The sequence below is a fragment of the Methylomonas sp. 2F7 genome (assembly GCF_057126975.1).
In genome coordinates this window covers 2,656,649-2,679,866 of sequence record NZ_CP195203.1, presented here as the reverse complement: position 1 = coordinate 2,679,866, position 23,218 = coordinate 2,656,649, and the positions used below count along the sequence as shown (strand labels likewise).

Genomic DNA, 23,218 nt, shown 5'->3' with positions numbered 1-23,218 from the left:
ATTTGGTTCCCTGCCGGGGTGACGCGGGAGCATACCCAATAAGGCGTCAATGGGAACGAGGTATGGCTAGGTTTTTAATTTTCACAAGCAAGTAAATGAGGTGTTTATTGTTTGTTCTTTCCAGGATGTTGCGGTCTGTCGCGGCAAGCGTCGTTGCCGCGCGTTCCAAGTCCATGAAAATACGGCCGCAAGCCGGCTTTACGCTGCTGGAATTATTGGTAGTCATTGCGCTGATGGCGGTGCTGGCCGGCACGGCGTTGATGGCTTATGAAGGCGTGCAGGATCAAGGCCGCCAGGATGCCACGCGCTTTGAAATGGCGGAAATCCGCAGCGCTTTGTTGCGGTTTCGGCGCGATAGCGGCAGCAACGATTTTCCAGGGCAGGGTGTTTACGTCTGCGAGGACCCGGCAAACCCCGGCAAAATCAACCCGGATTTAGTCAATCTACCTGCCGAAGCGGGCACTACCGACACTGAAAAACTTGCTTGGTGCGAATCGCCGGCCAATTTCTGGATGCTGTTTGCCGATCCTCTGGGCAACGGCTGGAATCCGGACACCCGTCGCGGTTGGAACGGCCCGTATTTGCAACGCAAAAGCGGTCTGATGAGTTATGCGGGTGTCGATAATTTGTGGGTGATTACCGATGCTTATCAAGCCACTTATCTGCTGCTGGATTTGGATGATCCGGTGAAATCCCGTCTGCTCAGCATCGGCCCGGATAAAACCGACAACAACCCAACCCCCAGTTCCTGCCAGATCGCCGGCAGTGGCGACGATACCTTACTGTGTTTGTTGCGATGAACGTATTGATCGAAATCGCCAAAAACGCCAAAGCGCCGGCTATCACGCTCCGTTTATCCACCCTACATTCTGCGGGTTCGACACGTCGAAGATCCGAGCGCGGCTTTACCCTGCTGGAAATGTTACTGGTGATTTTTTTGATGGCGCTGGTGGCCTCCACCGGGCTGATGCTGACCGAAGGGGTGGAAGATCAAGCCAAATACGACGAAACCAAGCGCCGCATGGAATTGATCCGCAAAGCCATCGTCGGCGACCCGACCCGCACAGTGAACGGCGCGCCGGAGCTTAGCGGTTTTGTGGCAGATATGGGGCGCTTGCCATTATGTTTGGCGGAGTTGTTAAGAGTGGGTGATGAGGTGCTTCCTGCCACCGATCCGCGAACATTTGAATCGCCGTGCGACGACACCGTTATTGTTAGCGAGTGGAATCTGGATCAGAATACCGGTGTCGGCATCGGCTGGCGTGGGCCGTATTTACAAGTTCTTCCGGAATCCGGAGGCGGGCTGCGTTTCAGAGATGGCTACGGTAACGAAGGCGCGAATGCCGCCACTGATGCGCTGAATTCAGGATGGGATTACAGCGTAACGGGAACGACCACCAGTTTAAGCAGTGAGGGCATGGATTTGACGGTTGCGACCGATGACGTGACCGCGCCGCAATTGATTGTCAGCGCCGATTGGCAGGTGCAATTGCCGGCGGCAGTGAGTGTGACGTTTGAGAATCAAAGCGGCAATCCTATACCTGCGGTGGGTGCTAGCAACCTAAATCTTCAACTCCTGGTCTACTTGTCTGATCTGACAAGTGCCATTAAAGGTGACGACGGTACTGCTGAACTACTTGCTTTAACACCTACAGAGCCAGTTTTAGCTAACAGTAGGAAATCAGTCAATTTCATTCTCGATACTACTCCAACTATTGCCATCGGCATCCGCGCATATTCGATTGTTTGTTACGAAGCTCCGCCTGCAGACCCAGACGATTTTGTGATTTTCGACGGCGATTGCGATAAAGGCGCACCCAATCCTAACCCGAAGCCAGATATCACCAACATTCGCAGTTTCAGCGTCTTACCTCGCCAGACATTGAATTTGGCGCTGAATTGGATCATTCCATGAGTCCACTTTGTCCGAATCGTTCTCACGATGCTTTCCCACTGTGGCTCTTCGCTGCCATTAAGCCAAGGAAAAAGCTCCTTCTCCCTCCGGGAGAAGGTTGGGATGAGGGAGTCAAAATACCGCTTTTTCCCTTATTTATTCCCCTCACCCTAACCCTCTCCCAGGGGGAGAGGGAATCAACCGCTCTTAACTTAATGTTAGTGACGGATGACCGTGTGAACGAGAAGCGGCGGAGCCGAAAAATCACATTCCGGAAACCGCTTAAAAATCCCTTTAACCCAAGTATCCATGAAATTTAATCGTTTTCTCCCCTTCGCTACCCCGTCGCAGTTATTGGTCTGCGAGACCGATGGCTTTTCCTTGCGCGCCGCCGTGCTGCGCCGCTCCGATCAGGACATGGAACTGCTGTATCAGGCTAAAACCGAACAGGTGGATATGGCCGAAGGCCTGGGCGATGTGCTGACGGCGCTGAAAAACCAGGGTTGGCAGGGCGGCGGTTCCGCGATTCTGTTGTCGCCGGCGGTGTTTTCCACACTGGTGGAGTTACCGGTCAATCCTCGCAAACCCCGGCCTTTATTGCAGATGTTGGAACTGGCGCGCTGGGAAGCCGAGCCGCTGTTGCTGCAGCACGTTACCCGCTGGTCGGTAGGTCATTTATTGGTAGGCCAAGGTTATATGACCGAGGAACAGGCCCGGGCAGTGATGGATTTGCAGCAAGGCAAATCCAGGGCCGGCGGCGGCTTGGCGTTGGCTGAGCAGTTTTCTTTGCGGCGTTTCGGCGATTTGGCGGTGGAGTTGGGCTACATCAAGCGCAGTCAGCTCAATGCTTGCTTGACCGGGCAGGAATGGCTGAAAGCTGCTGACGAGGCGATCGAAGTGGGCTGGGCAGCGCAGAGCGCGGTGGAAGATATACCCGGCACTTTCAATTGGCTGATTAGTTGCGTGCATCAAAGTTTGTTGCAGCGCTGGTCGGACGCTTTCGCGCGGCAGGGGCTGAAGTTGCGGACCATGTATCCTTTAACCGGTTGCAGCGCGGCCTTGCTCCCCGGCACGGAAAGCCAGGCGGTGCTGCTGGAAACCCAACCCGGTCTGGGTTTTAGCACGCGGATAGCCGGTAGCGGTTTTACCGCGCTGCGGCATTATTTGAATCTGCACAAAGCGCCTCTGGATATTTGTCTGGAAAGCTACCATGCCCTGCATGCGCCGCCGCGCGAGCCGGTTTGGTTGGCAAGCTGGCCGCCGGCACCGCAGCTGGCGGAAAATCTGGAACACATGCTGGAACTGGAGTTGCACCCGCTAACCCATGCTGTGGTGGGGGATAAGGTTTCGCCGGGCATGGCCGGGGCGGCTTATCACGCACTGGGCTTGGCCGAAGACGAGCGTTGCGTCGGTGTGCGATTGGGCGGCCCGTTGCCGGCGCTGCGCGATCGCTTGGAGGTGCGAGCAGCGGCGCTGGTACTGGTGTTATTGGTGTTGGTCGGTGTGGCCGAATTGTCCTTGTGGGCGCGCAGAAGCAGCGTCGACAGTTACAAGCAACAGGTAGACGCCAGCTGGCAGAGTATCGACGAGGCGATTAAACGCATCACCGCCCGAACCGCAGAAATCGGCCAGATCAAGGACAAGATCAAGAGCTTGCGTACCGAGCAGTCGCGTCTGGAAAACCTGGCCCGCTTTTACGACGAAGATATTCCGGAGCGCATGGACTTGGTGAAAGGCGTGTTGGGTATGCTGCAAACGCTGGTTGACAATGAGGTGGTCATCGAGCGCTTGGATGAGCCGGACAAGTCGGCATTAAAGCCGGCGGCGAGTCCGGGAGCGAATTCGACCCTGCCGCCCAACCCTATAAATGATAAGCGCATCGAAGCGGAAAACCTGGTGCTGGAGGCCTGGGCGCTCAGCGACAGTGCTGCGCAGACCTTTATCAAGCGGGTGGGTGATGCCGCCGCCCGCTGGGATCTGCATGTTCGTGAGCCCAAAGTGACGTTCGGCAAAGGCCCGCTGAGCAGTAACGGTTTCAGTATTTCCTTGCGGCTGGTCAAATTGGCCGAGCCGGACGGCAAAATTATTCGTTTATCCAATCCAAACCCACATGAAACTACCCCCTTTGAGTAATCGCGAACAATGGTTGTCGGCCCTGGCTATCGGCGTGATCGTCATCGGTGGATACGCCTGGCTACGCTGGGTGCCTGCCAACAGGGAAATCGGCCAGTTGCAGCAAACGGCGGAAGCCACCGATAAACGCGTGCATACTGCGGAGATTCCGGAGGAACCGGATGAGGATGTCGAGCGTTTGAAGAGCCAATTAGCCGAACAAGAGCGTGTGCTGGCAGCCATCAAGGATCAGTCGGATAGTGTGGAAAAACACCTGGCTCCGGACGACTCGCAGTTCCTGGTCGTGAATATTTCCAAAGTGGCGCGCGATGCGCAGATTCATGTGCGCGCCAATGAGGTTTTCAAGGCTGCGGTAAACAGCAATGCCGCAGCGGTTCCTGCGGCCCCGGCAGTCGGTAAGAAAAACCGGAAAAACAAACCGGCGACCGTGACGCCGGCGGCTCCTGCCGTGTCCGCGACTGCCGTGATTCCGCCGTTGAGTGCCGGTTGGGTTGCGCGCATGTCGCCGGGTTCGTTGTTGGAAAGGCCGCTGCGGCGCCTGGAGGTGGAGGGCTCCTACCTGGCCTTGAACCGCTTCATTCACGATTTGGACCGGCTGCCGTTTCAAGTGGCGGTGCTGCGTATCAGTGTCGAGCGCATGCCGGTGTTGGCGATGCCGGGTTATCCGCAATCCCTGCTGGCCGAAGTGATCTTGGCGCTGTAAGCGTATGGCTATCAATGACGAACATCTATTGGAAGCCGGTGTACGCTGCGGCTTGGTTGAGGCCGCGCAACTGGAACGCCTGCGCCTGGAAGCCCGTCGGCAACGCTTAAGTCTGCTGACCATGGTTCAGGCCCATTATCGCTTTCCCTTATCGGCATTGCACCGGGCGGTGGCCGAGCAATACGGCATGCCGTATGTCGATCTGGATACTTTACAGGTGGAAAACACCTTGTTAAAAAAAATTCCGCCCAGTCTGGTGCAGCGTAAGTTGCTGTTGCCGGTTAGTGATGACGAGCAGGTCTTACTGATCTGCGGCGATCCGGGCGATCGGGCCGGCATCGATTCAGTGCAGCGCTTGTTGGGTCAGGTATTGCCGCTGGCAATGGCCGATCTGGCTTTATTGCAATTAAAGGTTAAGCAGGCATTGGCCGGAAAGTCGGCGCCGGAACAAAGCGGCGCGGTGACGGCGGAGACCGATACCGATTTGGTGGCCATGCTGGATGGCATTATCCGCGAAGCCTATTTTTACCGGGCCTCGGATATTCACTTGCTGCCGGATGCGCTGGGTCTGCGGGTCCGCTTGCGGGTGGATGGCAAATTGCGCGATTTTCCCTTGGTTGCCAACGCCGGTGCGGCTGCTGCTTTGGTGTCGCGGGTCAAAGTGCTGGCTGGCTTGGATATCGCCGAACAGCGTATGCCGCAGGACGGCGGTTTTTCCTATCAATTGCCCCGGCCCATCGACAAGGGTTTTAACATTCGGGTGGCGACTGCACCGACCCGGCTGGGCGAACGGATTACCCTACGGCTGCTCGGCCAAGAGGCTTTTGGCTTGACGCTGGCCGATCTGGGCATGATGGATGAAGACTTGCAGCACTTTCGTAAGGTGATTCACCGTCCCTACGGCATGGTGCTGTTGACCGGCCCAACCGGGAGCGGCAAATCGACCACCTTATTCGCCGCGCTGCAGGAAATTAATCGCCCCGACATCAATATCATGACCGTGGAAAACCCGATCGAGTATGTGATGAACGGCGTTTCCCAATTGCAGACCGGGCCGAAAGTCAGCTTTGCCGACGCCTTGCGTTCATTTTTGCGGCACGATCCGGATGTGCTGATGGTGGGCGAGATCCGCGACCCGGAGACTGCCGATGTGGCGGTAAAAGCGGCGATGACTGGACATTTGGTGTTTTCGACGCTACATACCAACAACGCAGTGAGCGCCGTCACCCGTTTGATCGACATCGGTTGCGAACCCTTCCTGATCGGTTCCACGGTGGCGGCGGTCATTGCGCAGCGCTTGGTGCGCCGTTTATGCGGGCATTGCCGCAAACCGCGCTTGGCTACGCCGGCGGAGCAGGCGGAACTGGGTAGAGATGACGATGCTGTGCAAATTTACGAACCGGTTGGTTGTGTGATCTGTCAGGGCAGCGGCTTTCGCGGCCGGCTGGGTTTGTTCGAAACGCTGTGGCTGGATGAAACCCTGGCGCGTTTGGTGGCGCGTGGCAGCGACGAGGAAACCTTGGAAGCCAGTGCCGGCGAGCGTTTGAGTTTTATGTGGGAGGACGGTTGCCGGAAAGTGCTGCAGGGTATGACCACGCTGGACGAGTTACGCGATGTGGCGGTCCACAAAACCCGCGGCATGCGCGGAGTAAACTGAGATGGGGGAATTTGTTTACACCGCCCTGGACGAGCGCGGCAACGAGATTGGCGGCAGGCTGCAAGCCGAAGATATGGGTAATGCTGCATCGCAATTGCGCCAACGCGGCTTGCGAGTGTTGGCGTTGCGGCAGGGGCGCGGCAGCAGCGGTTTTTTCGGCCAGGCCAATTTTTCAGACTGGTTGGCCTCGCAACGTTCGGTAACGAACACGGCGTTGATTTTCTTTTTCAGGCAAATGAGTTTTATGCTGCGTGCGGGCCTACCGGTTGCGCAGGCACTGGAACTGGCCCAAGCGCAATTGACCAATCTGCGCTTGAATTTGACTTTACGACTGATGCTGAAAGACATTCGGGTCGGCCAATCGCTGTCCTCGGCAATGAGTAAGCACAAGGCGGTGTTTCCGGAAATGGCGATCAATTTGGTGGTTGCCGGAGAAACTACAGGCGATTTGGACCAAATCATGGAAAGGTTAGCGATACACCTGGATAAAAAAGCCGCGCTGCGGGCGCAGACCATCAACGCGATGATCTATCCGGCGATTGTGCTGCTGGCGGCAATCGGCGTCGGCATTTTCATGGTGGTAAAAATCATCCCCAAATTTAGTAAATTCTTGATGGGCAAAGGGAAGGCCTTGCCACCATCCACCCAGTTGCTGGTGGATGTGTCCGACTCCGTGCGTCAGCATGGCCTGTGGCTGGCCGGTGGCGCGGCGGCTTTGCTGCTGCTGGTGATAGTGATTTATCAAACCCGTAACGGCCGCTTGTGGCTAGACCGGCTGTTGCTGCGGTTGCCGGTGATCGGCTCGCTGCTGGTGACCGGTTCGATGGCGCAGATGAACTGGGCTTTGTCGATTCTGCTGCGCAGCGGTGTCACCGTGTTCGAAGCATTGAAAATCACCGCTAATCTGCTAGGCAACCGGGTTTATGTCGATCAGTTGCTGGCCGCGTCCAACCAAATTTTAGAGGGCCGAGACATTGCGCGCAGTATCGATCATCCGCGCATCCCACCGCTGGTGGTGCAGATGGTCGCCGTGGGCGAAGGTACCGGGGCGCTGGATGAGGTGTTACAGGAACTGGGAATTTATTACGAAAAGCTGTTGGAAATTGCGATCAAGCGCCTGTCGGCCTTGATCGAGCCGGTGATGATTTTGGTCATAGGCTCGATGGTCGGCTTTGTCTATTATGCATTTTTTCAAGCCTTATTCTCTTTGGTATCGGGGCAGTAAATGAGTTTGTCGAATTTAATCAAGCCGACTGTCGGCCTTGTTTTGTCAATGACGGCATTGGCCGCACATGCCCTGGAAACACCGGCCACGCCGCTGCCGTCGACTCCCTCGGCGCCGAAGCAGTTGCGCGATCCTTTCACGCCCAGCGAGCTGATGTACGAAACGGCTGGTGCGCAGGGCGGCGCAACGGCTGGCGCTTATGGGTTTTTGCCGAATCAAGAAACCATGAAGGTGCCTAACCTCAAACTACGCGGCCTGTTGAATCCGTCCGGCAAGGCGTTTATTGCCCTGTTGGAAGTCAGCGGCGTGGGTACTTTCATGGTTCGCGAGGGTGATGAATTCAATTTCGACCCCTCGCAACCCAAGAACGCAATCCGCGTCAGTAAAATTACCCGCCTCAGCGTGACAGTTGAAACCGGTACGCTAGGTTCGATCAGGGTGTTGCGCTGATCTGCTTTAGATGCGGTTTAGTTATTGAGTATGTTTAGGTTGACGGCGATATGCGCCAATTCGGTGGTGGTCTGCACGTGCAGTTTTTTCTTGATTTGCGTCGCGTAGTTGGCGATGGTTTTATTGCCCAAACATAGGTGATCGGAAATCTTGGCGACGGTCAGGCCTTGGGCTAGTAACCTGAATATATCGAATTCGCGCGGGGAGAAGCCGTCGACTATCGCTTGATGCTCTACATTGCCGCAGGGTGCCTCCGCGGATGTGAGCAGTCCGGGTTCCGCATAGCTTTTGCCATGCATTATGCTTTCTATCGCTGTCATCAACAAATTTGGAGCCATGTTTTTGGTGATGTACCCTTGCGCACCGGCCTCCAACGCGCGCCGCACGTAAACCTGTTCGTGATAAATGCTGTACACCAAAATCCGCGCATTGGCATCACGCGCGACTATCCGCCGAATCGCTTCCAGACCACCGATCCCCGGCATGGATAAATCCATCACCACCAGATCCGGCTGAGATTCGTGGTAACGCTGAATGGCCTGTTCGCCGCGTTCGGCCTCGGCGACGACTTCGACATTGCCGCTAATCGACAATAGCATGCGAAAACCTGCGCGTACCACCGCATGGTCGTCGACTAATAATATTTTTATGGTGTTGCTCATGGAAGCGCTGCAATGAATTGGCGTCATAAATTTCGAAACGGGGCTGTAGAACTGCCTTGATGTTTCGGCCTTAAAGTTGACGGCTATTATCCGGGAGTAAATTCCTGGAGTGACGCGGGAAAAATTCTTTTTATGAGCCGGGAAAATAGCGGAGGGGAGTTGCAACTTACTTTGTCAAAACTATCGCTTCATTTAGGTGATTCGGCGCTAGACATGATTAATTCAATTCTGCCAATAGCTGGCCGATCATGCTGTTGGCCTGGTTTAAGTAGCCGCTGCCAAACAGGTTTAGATGGTTGAGAATGTGGTAAAGGTTGTAAAGGGTTTTGCGGGTTTTGTAGCCACTGTCCAGCGGACATTCGGCTTGATACGCCGCATAAAAATCGCGGCTGAAACCGCCGAATAATTCCGTCATGGCCAGATCCGCTTCGCGGTCGCCGTAATAACAGGCCGGGTCGAAGATTGTCGGTTGCCCTTGCTTATCTGCGGCAGCGTTGCCGCCCCATAAATCGCCGTGTAGTAAGGATGGGTGCGGGCGGTAGTCGCTGAAAAAATCGCCAATTCTTTCCAGCAGTTTTTCCCCTTGAGTTTGCAGTGAGCCGCGATAACCATTGGCGGCGGCAAACTGCAATTGCTTGCCCAGGCGTTGCTGCTGCCAAAAACTTACCCAATCTTCGTGTCTGGTGTTGTGTTGTGGCGTGGAGCCGATGGTGTTATCGATGGGCCAGCCGAAATAGGCTTGCGGGCTTTTGTGCAGTAAGGCGAGTTGTTGGCCGAATAGGCTGGCGCTGCGGTTCTGTAATGAGCCCAATTCGATAAATTCCAATACCAGATAAGCGTGTTGTTGAAACTCACCAAAGCAAATCACTTTTGGTACGCGCACCGCGCCTATGCCTGCCAACTCGCGTAAACCCGCCGCTTCGGCAACAAACATAGCCGCCAATTCCGCGCGGTTTAATTTGATAAACCAGTCGATGTTGGCGGCTTGCAGCCGGTAGGCGCTATTAATGTCGCCACCACCGACGCTGCTCAGGCGGTGGTTATGTAAAGATTGGCCGGTTTGGGTTTCAAGATGGCTAACTAATGGTTGCAGCGCGGCCATGGTCGATTTAGCGGCTACTTTGCCCAACTATCGCGCAAGGTCACGGTGCGGTTAAACACCAGTTTCTCCGGCGTGCTGTCGGCGTAGTCCAGGCAAAAATAGCCGGTGCGCTCAAACTGATAGCGAGTATCTGGCGTGGCACTGACTAAGCTGGCTTCCACCCGGCAATCGCTCAATACTTCTAGCGAATTGGGATTGATGCCGTCTAGGAAGTTATCCAAGGTGTCCGGGTTGGGGTGGCTGAACAAGCGGTCGTATAACCGCAGTTCGGCGGGGATGGCGTGTTGCTCGGATACCCAATGAATCACGCCTTTCACTTTGCGTCCTTCAGGGTTTTTGCCCAAGGTGGCCGGGTCGTAGCTGCAATGCAGTTCTATGACACTGCCCGCAGAGTCTTTAATGACTTCGTCGCATTTAATGACATAGGAGCCGCGCAAGCGCACCTCGCCGCCCGGCACCAAACGTTTGAAGTCTTTTGGCGGAATTTCCATGAAATCGTCTTGCTCGATCAGGATGGTTTTGGAGAAGCTGACTTCTCGGCTGCCCATTTCCGGTTTTTGCGGGTGGTTGGCTATTTGATAAGTTTCGGTTTTACCGTCTTCCCAGTTGGTGATCACCACTTTTAACGGTCTTAATACTGCCATCGCTCTGGGCGCGCGTTCGTTCAAGTCTTCGCGGATGCAGTTTTCCAACACACCCATTTCGATCCAGGAATCGTTTTTGGTGACGCCGATCCGTTCGCAGAAATCCCGAATTGCTTCCGGGGTAAAACCGGCCCTACGCAGGCCGGAAATGGTCGGCATGCGCGGATCGTCCCAACCGTTGACGTGTTTTTCCGTGACCAATTGCAACAGTTTGCGCTTGCTGACGATGGTGTATTCCAATTGCAGGCGCGCGAATTCAATTTGTTGCGGATGGCAAGGGGTTTGCAATTTGTCGAGCACCCAGTCGTACAACGGGCGATGATCTTCAAACTCCAAGGTGCAGATCGAGTGAGTGATGCCTTCCAGCGCGTCGGAAATGCAATGGGTGTAGTCGTACATCGGATACAAACACCAGGCATCGCCGGTACGTTGATGATGGACGCGGCGGATACGGTAGATGGTCGGGTCGCGCATATTAATGTTAGGCGAGGCCATATCGATCTTGGCGCGCAACACATACTGGCCGTCGGCGAATTCGCCTGCACGCATGCGGGTAAACAAATCCAGGTTTTCGTCGATGGAACGGCTGCGGTCCGGGCTTTCCTTGCCGGGTTCGGTCAAGGTGCCGCGGTCGGCGCGCATTTGCTCCGGCGTGGAGCTGTCGACATAAGCGTCGCCTTGTTTAATCAACTGCACCGCATATTCGTAAAGCTGTTCGAAGTAATCCGAGGCGTGATACTTGCCGGCCCACTTAAACCCTAACCATTGCACATCGCGTTCGATGGCTTCCATGTATTCGACGCTTTCTTTTTCCGGGTTAGTGTCGTCGAAGCGCAAATTGCAAGTGCCGTTGTTTTCGGCTGCCAGCGTGAAATTCAGGCAAATCGATTTGGCGTGGCCGATGTGCAGGTAACCATTGGGCTCGGGAGGAAAGCGGGTGGCGACTTTGCCGTTGTTTTTGTTGGCGGCCAGATCGGCGGCAATGATGTGTCTGATAAAGTTGGATGAAACTGGGCTATCGGAAGCTGACATGTTCGAGTAAATGGCTGTGGTTATTTATGAGGTGGGCGGCGAATATCGGGTCAGTCGCCATTTTAACGAGTTTGGCCGGAATTCGTAAAGGCGGCATCATCAGCCGATTTTGCATCAAAATTGACGCAGAATTCATCGTAAACAATTGTATTAAAAGATTTTTACTAAATTATTAGCACTCTTGTTGATCGAGTGCTAGAATTTGGTCATCGTTAATTTATTCCACCGGAAACGAGGGTGATATGAACAATAGCTTGGCTTTACCGATCAATTTATCGGTTGGGACGTTTGATTCTTATTTAAGCCTGATATCTCAAATGCCCAAACTCAGCGTTGAGCAGGAGCAAGACCTGGCGTTGCGTTACCGGGATGAAGGCGATCTGAACGCCGCGCGCGAGCTGGTGATGTCTAATCTGCGTTTTGTGGCGCATGTGGCCAGAGGATATGCTGGTTATGGCTTGCCATTGGCGGACATTGTGCAGGAAGGCAACATCGGCTTGATGAAAGCGGTAAAACGTTTCGACCCCGATATGGGCGTGCGCCTGGTGTCGTTCGCCGTGCATTGGATTAAAGCGGAAATCCACGAATATGTGATCAAAAACTGGCGCATCGTTAAAGTTGCGACGACCAAAGCACAGCGCAAACTGTTTTTTAATCTACGTAAATTCAAAAAGGACTTGAGCTATCTCTCGCAAGACGACGCGGAAGCGATTGCGGAAAATCTGGATGTAGACGTCAAAACTGTTTACGAAATGGAGCGGCGATTGGACGGGCGCGATATTGGGCTTGAGCCGAGTGGCGACGACAGCGAAGACCACGCGCAAGCACCTATCGCCTATCTGGAACAGCATGGTGCCGATCCGGCTTTATTGCTGGAAAATAGTGACTGGGAAGACCGCAAAGAAGAATTGCTGATGGATGCGATGGATAGTTTGGACGACAGAAGTCGCGACATTCTGGCTAGCCGCTGGCTGGTGGAAGACAAAGCCACTTTGCACGAATTGGCGGATCGTTATCAAGTCTCGGCCGAGCGCATCAGGCAATTGGAACAAAATGCCATGAAAAAGCTGAAAGCAGCGGTGAGCTTGGCGGCGTAAAAAATGTTTGGCATTTCTGAAAAACTGAGTATAATGCTGCTTTCTTTGCCGGGGTGGTGAAACTGGTAGACGCGCCGGATTCAAAATCCGGTTCCGAAAGGAGTGTCGGTTCGATTCCGACCCTCGGTACCATCTACCTTTTATGGTAGTCAAAGAAATTTTAAAAACCCGCTAAGCCGCAAGGCTTAGCGGGTTTTTTATTTTTGGCGTCTTATATTTCGTCAAAACCCCCTCCATCCAAGAGGTACTGGCATGCCAGCTCCCAAGTCTAAACACATCGATCCCACCCGCAAAATATCGACCTTGAAGGCGCTTTGGCCGTTTATTCGTCCCTATCGAGGCCGTATGTTTCTGGCTTTTTGCCTTTTGTGCCTCGGCTCGGCAACAATTTTGTTAGTGCCTTTGGCATTCCGCGACCTGATCGATTTTGGTTTTGGGCAGCGACAGACTGAGCAAGGCGGTTTGCTGGGTTCGCTGAGCATGGATGGCCACTTTCTTGCTCTATTTGGCTTAGCCTGTCTGTGGGCGGTGACGATTGCGGCGCGTTATTACACAGTGAGTTGGGTTGGCGAACGGGTGACAGCGGATTTGCGCAGTGCCGTGTATCAGCGGGTCTTGGCGCAGTCGCCGCAGTTCTTCGAGACCTTGCAAACCGGGGAAGTACTATCACGACTGACCGGCGATACCACGCTGATCCAGACCGTGGTAGGCAGTTCGATATCCATGGGTCTGCGCAGTTTATTCCAGTTTGTCGGCGGCATGATCATGCTGGCGGTGACCAGCTTGCATCTGTTTTCGCTGATATTGGGGTTGATGATCTTGCTGACCTTACCGATTTTGGCTATGGGCCGGAAAGTAAAAAAGCTGTCGCGGGAATCGCAGGATAAGATTGCCGATGCCTCGGCGTTGGCCGGCGAGATCCTCAATGCTGTACCTACCGTCCAAGCTTATACTCAGGAACGTCGCGAAGCGAACCGCTTCAAAGAGCGCGCCGAAATCAGTTTCCTCACCGCCGTTCGCCGTAGCAGGTTTCGTTCCGCATTGACGGTTATTGTCATCACGGCCGTAATGGGTTCCATTATTTTCGTGTTGTGGATCGGCGCCAACCAGGTCAACGCCGGCACTATGACCGGTGGGCAACTGGCTTCTTTTGTACTTTACGCCACGCTGGTGTCCAGTGGGGTCAGTACTATAGCCGAAGTTTGGGGCGATGTGATGCGAGCGACTGGCGCAACCGGGCGCTTGCTGGAACTGCTGCATGCCGAACCGGCGATAGTCGATACTGCCACACCCCAGCCTTTGGCAAATGGCGACAAAGCGGCGATTGAATTTCAGCAAGTCAGCTTCAGTTACCCGTCGCGCTTGCAAAACGCCGCACTGGATAGTATCGATCTAACTATAGCGGCGGGAGAGGGCGTTGCGTTTATCGGTCCGTCCGGGGCCGGTAAGACCACGCTGTTCCAATTGTTGTTGCGATTTTACGATGTTACGCAAGGTACTATCCGATTAAACGGTCAGGATATTCGCCACCTGTCCTTGCAGGAACTACGTAGCAAAATTGCCATAGTGCCGCAAGACGCGGTGATATTCTCAACTTCCGCATTGGAGAATATCCGCTACGGCCGACCCGATGCCAGCGATGCGGAAGTCATTGCGGCGGGGCAATTGGCGCAGGTGGCGGAATTCATCGACCGCTTGCCTGATGGTTACCAAACCTTCCTCGGCGAGCGCGGTACGCGCCTGTCCGGTGGCCAACGCCAGCGTATCGCCATCGCCCGGGCTATTCTGAAAAACGCCCCCCTGTTGTTACTGGACGAGGCTACCAGCGCCCTGGATGCGGAGTCAGAAGTATTGGTGCAACAGGGTTTGAATGCGGCGATGCGAGGACGCACCACCTTGATTATCGCGCACCGCTTAGCAACCGTGAATAAAGTCAGCCGCATCGTGGTGTTGGATCAGGGGCGCATCGTCGAAACCGGTTCGCCAGACGATTTACGAAAACAAAGCGGACTGTATGCCAGATTGGCAAACCTACAGTTTGACGTGCAATAAGTTCGGATAGCTCCGCCGTCTATCGCGAACCGAGTCGCTGGTTTATCGGCAGCGCGGCGTATTGCCACAAACTTGGTTTTTTCAATTTATACTGTCGGCGGAGAACGGATTCTATGTTCGAAGTTACCGCCACCAGCCAAGTCCAGCCATGCACGACAAAATATTCAAATTTATTCAAGACGATATCTGGCTGCTGCACGAGCAAGATCTGCCTTATCTCCAAGAAAAACTGATCAAGTATTTAAAAATCGTGATTTTGTCCTTGCAAAGTTTCGGTCTCGATCTTTGCCAACTACGTGCCTCCGCGTTAACTTTGTACAGCATCTTGTCGATAGTGCCGGTTATCGCCATGTTGTTCGGGATTGCCAAGGGCTTTGGCTTTGAAACTATGCTGGAGCAAGAACTGTTGCAGCGTATGCCGGAGCGAGATGCTTTGGTGGTGCAACTAATCGGCTTTGCCAAAAATCTTCTGGAAAGTGCTAAGGGCGAAGTGGTGGCAGGGATAGGGATTGTCGTGCTGTTTTGGACCATCATCAGCTTGATAGGCAATATCGAAGAGTCGTTTAACCACATCTGGAAAATTGGCAAGGGTCGGTCGTTGGGCCGCAAATTTAGCGATTATTTATCGTTGATGCTATTGGCGCCGGTATTGCTGATCGCCGCCAGCAGTATCACTGTGTTTGTTAGCACGCAGATCACCTGGTTTATAACCGCCATTCAGTTGCCGGCTTTTGCCAGTTGGTTGGTGGTTAAGGCGCTGAGTTTGTCGCCGGTCTTGCTAATGATCGCCTTGTTTTCCTTCACGTTTATCTTTATGCCTAACCATAAAATAAGCTTTCACGCCGGCATTCTCGCCGGCGTGGTGACTGGCGTTAGCTATCATTTGTTGCAGTGGGCGTATTTGAGTTTACAGATTGGCGTGTCGAGTTATAACGCCATTTACGGCAGTTTTGCGGCGTTACCCTTGTTTGTGGTTTGGCTGCAAAGCTGTTGGATGATTGTGTTATTCGGTTGCGAGATGACGTTCTTTACCCAAAACTATCAAACCTATCGCAATAACAACCGCTTTGCGCATTTGAGTTTTGCCATGAAAAAGCTGGTGGCCCTGCAAGTTATGCATCTGATAGTCAAAAATTTTAGTCAATTGCATGCGCCTTTAAGTGCTGCCGAGATTGCCGGTAAGCTGGCTATACCCATTGCGATTGTTCAGGATGTGCTGGCGAAATTATTGCTGAGCCGCCTAATTGCCGTGCTGAAAGAACCTGAAGACAGCGACGAGGTCTATCTGCCAGCCGTAGATATTCATATCCTGACCATCAGCTTTGTGATCAACGCGCTGGAGCAATGCGGGCAAAACCAGTTGCCGGAGGCCAATCAGCAGCCGCTGCTGATCGACGCTGTCGAAAGCTTCAAAAGCATGATAGAAGCATCCGAGCGTAATCAGCTGCTAAAAGACATTTGAAACAGTCGGTGACATCAGTTCTAAAGCGCTAACATCGTAGATTGCTCCTGATTTCAGTTCGTTGAAAGCCAGTGCAACATTTGCAGCAAGTTGCAAAGCAAGTGAATCGCTTCTTGGTGCTCAGCGAGCTCGAATTCTGACATAACCCCGAAAGTTAGTTTTTGTGTTTGTAACAGTGCAAAAAAGCTTTTGCATCATTTTTTGATGCTGCATTTTTTGTGGTTCTCGCACCGCCGATATATACCAATAAATAATATTAAGTGGTATAAATATCCGATCAGATCAACAAAGGTTTGCCATGCAAAAAAACACAAGCGTTACACTTGGCACGCACTTCGAGCAGTTCATTGCTCAACAAATTAGCAGCGGTCGCTATGGTTCTGCTAGTGAAGCAATCCGGGCAGGCTTACGCCTGCTGGAAGAGAGAGAAGCAAAGCTATCAGCCTTACGTCTTGCGCTTAAGCAAGGTGAAGAAAGCGGAGCGGCTGATTATTCATTGAAAGGTTTACTCGAAGAACTCGACAGTGAAAGTCACCACTGATGCCGGGATTTCTACTTACCAACGCCGCCAAAGCTGATTTAAAGAACATTGGTCGTTATACTCAGTAAACATGGGGCATTGAACAGCGAAACCGTTATTTAACTTTGCTCGATCAAAGCTTTCACGATTTGGTGACAAATCCGCTCATTGGGCGAGACTGTAGCGAGATTCTCCCCGGCTATCGCAAGCTTCCTGTCGGCAAACACCTTGTGTTTATCGTCAAAAAGAACCCAATCAGATTGAAATTGTCCGTGTTCTTCATTCGCACATGGATAGCGAAACCCATCTAATCGATTGATATAAAAGAAGCGAACTTTGATGCTCGGTTGGGATGACTAAACGGAAATAAAAGACGTTTTTCCGTCTGAACAGGTAAGGAATTTTGCCCATAAAAAAAGCCCCTTTTGTGACAGTGTTTTTTGACACACACCGCTATTTGGGGCTTTAAAATTAAAGAAAGAGTCATTCGAACAAATGCCTGTAGGCCATTAAATACAAGGAATTGAAAGTTTATTTCCTAACTGTTACCGTCAAAGTTACCGTCACCTGCTCTACGCTGCCCTATTTTTGCCCATAAATTAAGTCAGTGCGATTCTAATAAGAAAACCGGAGTTACCCAACCAGATTGTTACACTATCACACCGCCTATTTACTTGATTTATCAGGTGGATAGGTAGCTGACTGTTTAGGTTGAAATAAACGATCCCTTTCTATTTGCCGCTATTTTATTCCGGTATTTCTAACCCTATCAAAATAGAAAACGGCAATGGTACTTAGCCACCGGCTTTCTTTATTTTGGCTATCCCCTTGAATAAAAAAGTGTTTAGGTAGCTGCCTAATTCAGATTGCCCCGGCTGCATTGATGGCACTTAACTGCACTTTATTCCGGTAATACATCTCCTAGCCATTCCACCAGCGCTGCGCCTGGGTGTGTAGCAGCGCCATAGCCGGCTAGTTCTCGCTGTAGTCTCGCCATTAGCTTTGGTTCGATTTCAACATCCAAACGCCGCACCCCTCGCTGTTGGTTGCGTTCTCGCCGCTCCCGTTGATATTCGGCAGATGTTTTAAAGCTTGATGCGCCCATCGTGGTGACTCCTGCGTGTCGTTGAAACTAGTGTTTTATCCACCGGTAAGACTTCGCTTTTTCTTGGGGCAGAATCCGTTCATCGCTGAACGCTGCTTGCCTGCCTCAGTCCTTGGGCCAGCGCTGCACCCGCCGTGCCACTTACAACGACCATTGCTATAAATCGCTATCTGTTTGCAAGGCGTTCCGGCTCGGGTCATTGCGCCGCATTGAAGACTGCGTAAATCCCAGGGCATGGGTTCACTGCGTGGCGGTGGGTATCGATAACCGCGTTCGCGCCATTCAGCAAACAAGGCATTGGTGCGTTGGTAGTATTCTCTAAGCCGCTTTCGTTGTTCTGGTGTGCTCATATCTCGCCGTAGCCTCACTTTTTATGTCATTCCGGTTGTTGTCGTTCATCTTGGAAGGGAATTGACATATTTTCTTCAAAAGCAATATCACCTTAATTGTATGATGTTGGTTATCACAACTACAAAATCTGAAACCAAGAAAAAAATATGACTAAAACAATTTTCGATGTTTTGTTTATTCACGTTGGTATAGGAATTGGACTATCAATTGTCTTTTTTTATTGCTTAGATTTCCTTTTAGGAACAAACTTTTTTAATTATTTTTTCTACACTACAGAAGGTATTTGGTTCACAAATGTATTTGGTAGCTGTGCTGTAGCCTTAGCTATTAAAGATGGGCAATTTATTGACCATGTAAAAAAATCGCATTGGTCAAATAACCGAGACTAGTTTCAACTTTGATTGTTTGGCGATTGCTTCTACTATGCCAATCCAAAATGCTTACCGGTGTTTTAACCGGATTCATCCCTAGGCATATGGTAAATAATAGGTACATCCCGCATAGTGAACACCCAAGGCTATTTTGAGACAAGCTAAGTCATTGATTGTTGGTGTTTTGCGTTCATATTATGAACACCTGTTCACTATACGACATGACTTGTTCAGCATACGGCATGAAGCGTTCATATAATGAACAAGCAAATCAATTTTGTGGCTGCCAGTTCCGCCATTCATCGCTAGGCTTGTGGTCGTTAAACTCTCGGAAAGTCAGCCGCCATTTTCGCGCTAATTGCTTGCTGAAATGGCCTTCCAACATCAGCTTGATAAAGCCGTGGCTCTCCAGTTCTCTAAAGGCTTCGTGCGCCTTGCCTCGGCAACAGCCTATACGCTTTTGGGCCTCGGAAATGCTGTAGGCTATGGGTTCGTACATGCGGTAGTGGGTTTGCATCAGGATCAGCAATTTAACCGCATTGCCGCTTAAATCCTGATAAGCGGCAGAACGGATCATGTCGAAATCCTGCATGATGAATTGTTTTCTTCTGGGTTTTGCCATCTAAATACTCTAATTGCTGGCGTACGCAGGTGAAATCGCTAAATTGGGTTGTGCGTCATAATGCCGTTTTATCTGAGTAACAGATATGACATGCACTTTCGCCTGTTTGTAGATTTCATGATATTCAGTATCCAACTCGATACCCCGGTTAATCGTGGCAATAATGGCGGCGGTGGCATTGTTAACATTCACGCGGGAACTAACACTAATACATTGACGATCACCGGCTTCAATGCCGCAATACTTATTAATAAGCTTGTTGTAAGTCATGTGAAAGACACGTTCTTCACTAGAGCTGCCATTTTGTCTTGCGTATGCTGCTAGTGCTTTGATAGCGTCATGCAACTCATGATAGAAGGGTAAGTAATCCGTGGCGTTTTGCTGTTCACGTCTAAATCGGCCAAAGGCTTGAATTAAACTCAATTTCAATGCCACGACGCGTTTTGTATTCCGTGAGAAGGTGAGCAATAAAAAACTCTGATCTTCACTCAGTAATACATGACGAATTGGCGTACCGCCGCCATGTTTACGTTTAGCCACAGCGATTTCAAATCGGAGTGGTTGCAACTCATGAAAGACATCAATGTAAGTGTCGATAGTTTTTAAAACAGCTTCGTGGGTAATGCCAAGCTGTTCCGCCATCAGGCGACTATCGACAAGCGCTTCGTTTTTCTTCTCGATAAGGGCAATGGGATTACTCATGTGCACCGTCCACGCTGTCCAGCAAGGCCAGAATATCGGCTTTCTTCCAGGCGGTGGTTCTCTCGCCTAGTTTGACGGGTTTCGGATATTTGCCGGATTTAACGCCGGCCAGGAAAGTTGAGCGGCCAACCGGCAACAGCGGTTCAATGCCCCGCTTGCGGTCGCCGACGATTTGCCAGATTCGCAGATAGCCAAGAACAATGGCGGTTTGTTGGTTAGATGTTATCGTCATGCTTTGCACCTCATTAGTGCTTGTTGTACATGACGCCCTATTATTCACATATATGAGCAAAAGTTAGGGAAACAAAACCGCCATTTTGTTTCCCAAAAATCAATCCTACGGAACTAGAGTTTAGTGATGATTTTCTTTAACTCTCTTGAACTCTTATCTGACAATGCACGAGCTAAGCTTTTTGCCTGCTCAAACGCTTCGAGTACTTCGCCAAAAACTTTGTCAGCTTTTACATTGGCGTACTCTTTTAGCATCACCGCCTCATCATATGATTCAGTTTTGTCTTTAGCGATAGCCTGAGCATATGCTTCATTTTTTGATATACGTTTACCTGTTTGTAGCTCGGCTCTTTTTCTGGCTTCCCACATTTTATAGACCAATCGGCCTTTTTTAAGCTTCTCTCTTCGATGTTTTAACGGATGCCCAACAGATTGCTTTGAGCTTAATTTAAAAGCCCTATCTAAAGATATAGCTTCTTTCCCTCTATCGATTGCGTTATTTCCAACCAAAAGATATTGTCCAAAACCTTCGGCAATTGAAGTCAATATGTGTGCTGGAGGTGTTATGCCTCTGTTTACCAATGAAACAAAGTTACTGATTACATCGATGGTTTCGTGAGACGCTGTAGCTCTTGCGATTTCTAAGGGTAGGAATGACTCAAGGGCTATACCATGGTGAGTTCGACAAGCATCTAGCCAATTTTCCTCCGTAACTAATCGTTCATTCGAATCTATTGACTTCTCAAGCTTATAAAGGCCCTGGGACATTCATCACCCCGTCAAAGTGTAAGCCGTCCGAAAGGATCAACCGGAAACGGGGGACGAATCCCGCTTGTTGCCCCGTCGGGCTATCCGGTTAAATTGGATTATAACGGTTTAACTGACCTGCTTAAACGGTAACACTTGCGCGCCAGCCTTCAAGCCGTCCAGGTAATCCGCCCAGCTTTGCATCATCTTCCGGCGCTCAGGTAAGTGCTGCGCTCGATTGTAGGCCGCTTTAACCCGGTTGCGCTCGGCATGGGCAAGCTGGCGCTCGATCATGTCGGAATGGTAGCCTTGTTCATGTAACAGGGTGCTGGCAGTGGTGCGGAAGCCGTGGGCGGTGTGTTGGCCTTGATAACCCATGCGCCGGATTGCAGCGCCTATGGATTCGCGGCTGATATGGGGTTCGTTGCCTTTTTTGCCTTGGTTGCTGGCGAATACGTAGCGGCTTGAACCAGTCAGCGGAAAAATATCGCGCAATAAGGCAATGGCTTGTGTGCTGAGTGGTACGATGTGCGCGTCTTTCATTTTCATTTTATCGGCAGCAATCCGCCATTCTGCGGCGTCCAGGTCGAATTCCGACCATTCAGCGGCGGCAAGGTTGGCAGGTCTGGCAAAGATTAGAGGTTGGAGCTGTAGCGCGGTTCTAACGACAAAATTCCCGCCATAAGCATCAATGTCGCGTAGTAATTCTGCCAATGATTTCGGCTCTGTAATGGCGGGAAAGTGGCCGCGATTAGGCGACGGTAGCGCGCCGCGTAAATCGGCGGTTATATCGCGTTCAGCTCGGCCTGTGGCGATGCCGTAACGGATAGCTTGACCTATAAACTGCTTCGTTCTGGCTGCGGTTTCCAGCGCGCCGCGATCCACAATGCGGCGTAAGGTCGCTAATACTTCAACAGCGGATAGGTCTTTAAGCGGTCTATTGCCAAGCCAGGGAAAAACATCACGCTCAAAACATTGCTCTAAGTGAGCAAAGTGGCTGGCGCTCCATTTCTTCCGGTTGGCTTCCATAAATTCTTTAGCAACGGCGGCCAGGGTGTTTTCCGTACTGCCGGCTTTTTCAATCTTGCGGGTTATGCCGGGGTCTACACTGGCGGCGATTTGCTTTTTTGCGGAGTCCCGTTTGTCTCTGGCCTGCTTTAAGCTGGTATCTGGGTAAGTCCCCATAGATAGGGTTTTTCTCTTACCGGCAAACCGGTAATCAAAGCGCCACCACTTACCGCCATTGACGGTAACTAGAAGATATAAGCCTTTTTCATCCGGCAGTTTGTAGGGCTTGTCAGCTCTAGGTTTTGCGTTCTTTATGGCGGTATCTGAAAGCGGCATGACGGTAACACCCCTGGGTGCTAAGTGAGTTACCGTCAAAGTTACCGCCATCAGTGACGGTATGTCAATACATCTTGTTACACATCCCTGGACAATAAAAAACCCGCTAAGCCAGATAACTTGCGGGTTTTTAGTCTTCTTTGCATCTTGGTGGATGCTTAATTGGCGGAGAAAGAGGGATTCGAACCCTCGATACGTTGCCGTATACACACTTTCCAGGCGTGCGCCTTCGACCGCTCGGCCATCTCTCCTAATAGATTTTTTGGGCCAATCCGCGGATGTAGTGCTTCAGAAATTGATCGCTTCAGAGCTTAATCTGCTTTTGTCGCCGTGATAGCGACTGCCCAATTCCGACTAGGATAATAGATACGCGGTCATTTTGCAATTCAGGCGAGTATTTTCTCGGTTATTAACTTGGCCCCTGAGTTCTCCGCAGTTGTTACTTCCCTAAAAGGCAATCCAATTTTTAGCGTCTGAGCCGCGGCTACTTGGGCTCGGTTGATGATGTTCTGTCGGCGATGAATAAATGGTTGAATTTTGCTCTTCAGTGGATCATGAACTAAGTTTGCGCACGGGTTTCCTTTGGATTTTATTGGAGGGTGAACTTATTTTTTGTCTATAGCCTATCGGGGTGAGCGGGGGAGCCACATGAATGATATTTGTATTTCAAACGAAAAACCAAAAATTCTGATCGTCGATGATGTTCACGAAAACCTGCATACCTTGCTGAATATTTTGCGGCTAGATTATGCGGTGATGGCGGCTACTTCCGGTGAAAAAGCCCTGGAGATAGCCCGGCGCGCGCCAGCGCCGAATTTGATTTTGCTGGATATAAAAATGCCGGAAATGGACGGATACCAGGTGTTGCAAACTCTGCGTGGTGATTCGGCAACGGCTGAAATCCCGGTCATTTTTGTCACTGCCGCGGCCGAAGCCGGTGATGATATTAAGGGTATGGCATTGGGCGCCGACGACTATTTACTCAAGCCAGTGGTGCCCGAGTTGCTTATAGCTCGGGTTAGACTGCATTTGGAGCTGGCCACCTATCGGAAACGCTATGGCAGACTATAATCGTTGGGGTCAATTGGCAACGCTAGTCTAACTATTTCCCT

Annotated in this window: 24 protein-coding genes and 2 tRNA genes; 15 read left to right on the top strand and 11 right to left on the bottom strand. The window is 51.5% G+C overall.

Going from position 1 to position 23,218, the window contains the following annotated elements:
• Positions 1–173 precede the first annotated feature (173 nt).
• The 7 genes from ACR64Q_RS11905 to ACR64Q_RS11875 all read left to right on the top strand — a co-directional run bounded on the left by ACR64Q_RS11905 (position 174) and on the right by ACR64Q_RS11875 (position 8,062).
• Entirely contained in the window at positions 174–800 is a 627-nt protein-coding gene (locus ACR64Q_RS11905; protein WP_313734927.1) for a type II secretion system protein, read from the top strand.
• Positions 797–1,915: a type II secretion system protein gene (locus tag ACR64Q_RS11900; RefSeq protein ID WP_313734926.1), complete on the top strand. Its 1,119-nt coding sequence runs from the start codon at positions 797–799 to the stop codon at positions 1,913–1,915. Before ACR64Q_RS11905 ends, ACR64Q_RS11900 begins: the two co-directional genes overlap by 4 nt.
• 288 nt (positions 1,916–2,203) lie before the next feature.
• Positions 2,204–4,027, top strand: a complete 1,824-nt coding sequence (locus ACR64Q_RS11895; protein WP_313734924.1) for a hypothetical protein — start codon at positions 2,204–2,206, stop codon at positions 4,025–4,027.
• Positions 4,005–4,730, top strand: a complete 726-nt coding sequence (locus ACR64Q_RS11890) for a hypothetical protein (RefSeq protein WP_313734922.1) — start codon at positions 4,005–4,007, stop codon at positions 4,728–4,730. The genes ACR64Q_RS11895 and ACR64Q_RS11890 overlap by 23 nt, the downstream gene beginning before the upstream one ends.
• 4 nt (positions 4,731–4,734) lie before the next feature.
• Positions 4,735–6,387 carry a GspE/PulE family protein gene (locus tag ACR64Q_RS11885; RefSeq protein ID WP_483823329.1) on the top strand — a complete coding sequence of 551 codons (1,653 nt, stop codon included), beginning with the start codon at positions 4,735–4,737 and terminating at the stop codon, positions 6,385–6,387.
• A 1-nt stretch (position 6,388) separates the two neighbouring features.
• A complete protein-coding gene (locus tag ACR64Q_RS11880; protein ID WP_313734920.1) occupies positions 6,389–7,612 on the top strand; it encodes a type II secretion system F family protein in 1,224 nt (407 codons plus the stop codon).
• The gene (locus tag ACR64Q_RS11875) at positions 7,613–8,062 is read left to right on the top strand and encodes a hypothetical protein (protein ID WP_313734919.1); all 450 of its coding nucleotides are present in this window, start codon (positions 7,613–7,615) and stop codon (positions 8,060–8,062) included. It begins immediately after the preceding gene.
• 17 nt (positions 8,063–8,079) lie between these two features.
• On the opposite strand, the gene ACR64Q_RS11870 is transcribed toward ACR64Q_RS11875, so the two are convergent.
• The 3 genes from ACR64Q_RS11870 to ACR64Q_RS11860 all read right to left on the bottom strand — a co-directional run bounded on the left by ACR64Q_RS11870 (position 8,080) and on the right by ACR64Q_RS11860 (position 11,502).
• A complete protein-coding gene (locus tag ACR64Q_RS11870; RefSeq protein WP_313734918.1) occupies positions 8,080–8,724 on the bottom strand; it encodes a response regulator transcription factor in 645 nt (214 codons plus the stop codon).
• 217 nt (positions 8,725–8,941) lie between these two features.
• Positions 8,942–9,826 (bottom strand): fructosamine kinase family protein, encoded by an 885-nt coding sequence (locus ACR64Q_RS11865; protein ID WP_313734916.1) that lies wholly within the window; start codon positions 9,824–9,826, stop codon positions 8,942–8,944.
• A 14-nt stretch (positions 9,827–9,840) separates the two neighbouring features.
• On the bottom strand, positions 9,841–11,502 hold the full coding sequence (locus tag ACR64Q_RS11860; protein ID WP_313734914.1) for a glutamine--tRNA ligase/YqeY domain fusion protein: 1,662 nt from the start codon (positions 11,500–11,502) through the stop codon (positions 9,841–9,843).
• 242 nt (positions 11,503–11,744) lie between these two features.
• Between ACR64Q_RS11860 and rpoH the strand changes: the two genes are divergently transcribed.
• From rpoH to ACR64Q_RS11830, 6 genes are all read left to right on the top strand, one after another.
• Positions 11,745–12,599, top strand: coding sequence for an RNA polymerase sigma factor RpoH (gene rpoH / locus ACR64Q_RS11855; RefSeq protein WP_313734912.1), 855 nt, complete (start codon positions 11,745–11,747; stop codon positions 12,597–12,599).
• Between the two features lie 47 nt (positions 12,600–12,646).
• A tRNA-Leu gene (locus ACR64Q_RS11850) sits at positions 12,647–12,731 on the top strand.
• A 120-nt stretch (positions 12,732–12,851) separates the two neighbouring features.
• Positions 12,852–14,651, top strand: a complete 1,800-nt coding sequence (locus tag ACR64Q_RS11845) for an ABC transporter transmembrane domain-containing protein (RefSeq protein WP_313734911.1) — start codon at positions 12,852–12,854, stop codon at positions 14,649–14,651.
• A gap of 148 nt (positions 14,652–14,799) precedes the next feature.
• Positions 14,800–16,113, top strand: a complete 1,314-nt coding sequence (locus tag ACR64Q_RS11840; protein ID WP_313734909.1) for a YihY/virulence factor BrkB family protein — start codon at positions 14,800–14,802, stop codon at positions 16,111–16,113.
• A 298-nt stretch (positions 16,114–16,411) separates the two neighbouring features.
• Entirely contained in the window at positions 16,412–16,654 is a 243-nt protein-coding gene (locus ACR64Q_RS11835; RefSeq protein WP_313734907.1) for a type II toxin-antitoxin system ParD family antitoxin, read from the top strand.
• Positions 16,655–16,785: 131 nt separating this feature from the next.
• Positions 16,786–16,944, top strand: a complete 159-nt coding sequence (locus ACR64Q_RS11830; RefSeq protein ID WP_313735077.1) for a hypothetical protein — start codon at positions 16,786–16,788, stop codon at positions 16,942–16,944.
• A gap of 590 nt (positions 16,945–17,534) precedes the next feature.
• Here ACR64Q_RS11830 and ACR64Q_RS11825 read toward each other — a convergent pair.
• Together ACR64Q_RS11825 and ACR64Q_RS11820 are read right to left on the bottom strand one after the other, a co-directional pair.
• Positions 17,535–17,738 (bottom strand): hypothetical protein, encoded by a 204-nt coding sequence (locus tag ACR64Q_RS11825; RefSeq protein ID WP_313734905.1) that lies wholly within the window; start codon positions 17,736–17,738, stop codon positions 17,535–17,537.
• Between the two features lie 35 nt (positions 17,739–17,773).
• A complete protein-coding gene (locus ACR64Q_RS11820) occupies positions 17,774–17,938 on the bottom strand; it encodes an HGGxSTG domain-containing protein (protein ID WP_409521216.1) in 165 nt (54 codons plus the stop codon).
• A 297-nt stretch (positions 17,939–18,235) separates the two neighbouring features.
• Between ACR64Q_RS11820 and ACR64Q_RS11815 the strand changes: the two genes are divergently transcribed.
• Positions 18,236–18,478 carry a hypothetical protein gene (locus ACR64Q_RS11815; RefSeq protein WP_313734903.1) on the top strand — a complete coding sequence of 81 codons (243 nt, stop codon included), beginning with the start codon at positions 18,236–18,238 and terminating at the stop codon, positions 18,476–18,478.
• A gap of 253 nt (positions 18,479–18,731) precedes the next feature.
• Here ACR64Q_RS11815 and ACR64Q_RS11810 read toward each other — a convergent pair whose 3' ends face one another.
• The 6 genes from ACR64Q_RS11810 to ACR64Q_RS11785 form a co-directional block, all read right to left on the bottom strand.
• Positions 18,732–19,082, bottom strand: a complete 351-nt coding sequence (locus ACR64Q_RS11810; RefSeq protein ID WP_313734901.1) for a hypothetical protein — start codon at positions 19,080–19,082, stop codon at positions 18,732–18,734.
• 9 nt (positions 19,083–19,091) lie between these two features.
• Positions 19,092–19,784 carry a Rha family transcriptional regulator gene (locus ACR64Q_RS11805; protein WP_313734899.1) on the bottom strand — a complete coding sequence of 231 codons (693 nt, stop codon included), beginning with the start codon at positions 19,782–19,784 and terminating at the stop codon, positions 19,092–19,094.
• Positions 19,777–20,016, bottom strand: coding sequence for a helix-turn-helix transcriptional regulator (locus ACR64Q_RS11800; RefSeq protein ID WP_313734898.1), 240 nt, complete (start codon positions 20,014–20,016; stop codon positions 19,777–19,779). Before ACR64Q_RS11800 ends, ACR64Q_RS11805 begins: the two co-directional genes overlap by 8 nt.
• 113 nt (positions 20,017–20,129) lie before the next feature.
• On the bottom strand, positions 20,130–20,783 hold the full coding sequence (locus ACR64Q_RS11795) for a hypothetical protein (RefSeq protein ID WP_313734897.1): 654 nt from the start codon (positions 20,781–20,783) through the stop codon (positions 20,130–20,132).
• Between the two features lie 108 nt (positions 20,784–20,891).
• On the bottom strand, positions 20,892–22,106 hold the full coding sequence (locus ACR64Q_RS11790) for a tyrosine-type recombinase/integrase (protein WP_313734895.1): 1,215 nt from the start codon (positions 22,104–22,106) through the stop codon (positions 20,892–20,894).
• A gap of 163 nt (positions 22,107–22,269) precedes the next feature.
• Positions 22,270–22,357: transfer RNA gene (locus ACR64Q_RS11785), tRNA-Ser, on the bottom strand.
• 397 nt (positions 22,358–22,754) lie between these two features.
• Here ACR64Q_RS11785 and ACR64Q_RS11780 point away from each other — a divergent pair.
• On the top strand, positions 22,755–23,177 hold the full coding sequence (locus ACR64Q_RS11780) for a response regulator (protein ID WP_020481497.1): 423 nt from the start codon (positions 22,755–22,757) through the stop codon (positions 23,175–23,177).
• The last annotated feature ends 41 nt before the right edge of the window (positions 23,178–23,218 follow it).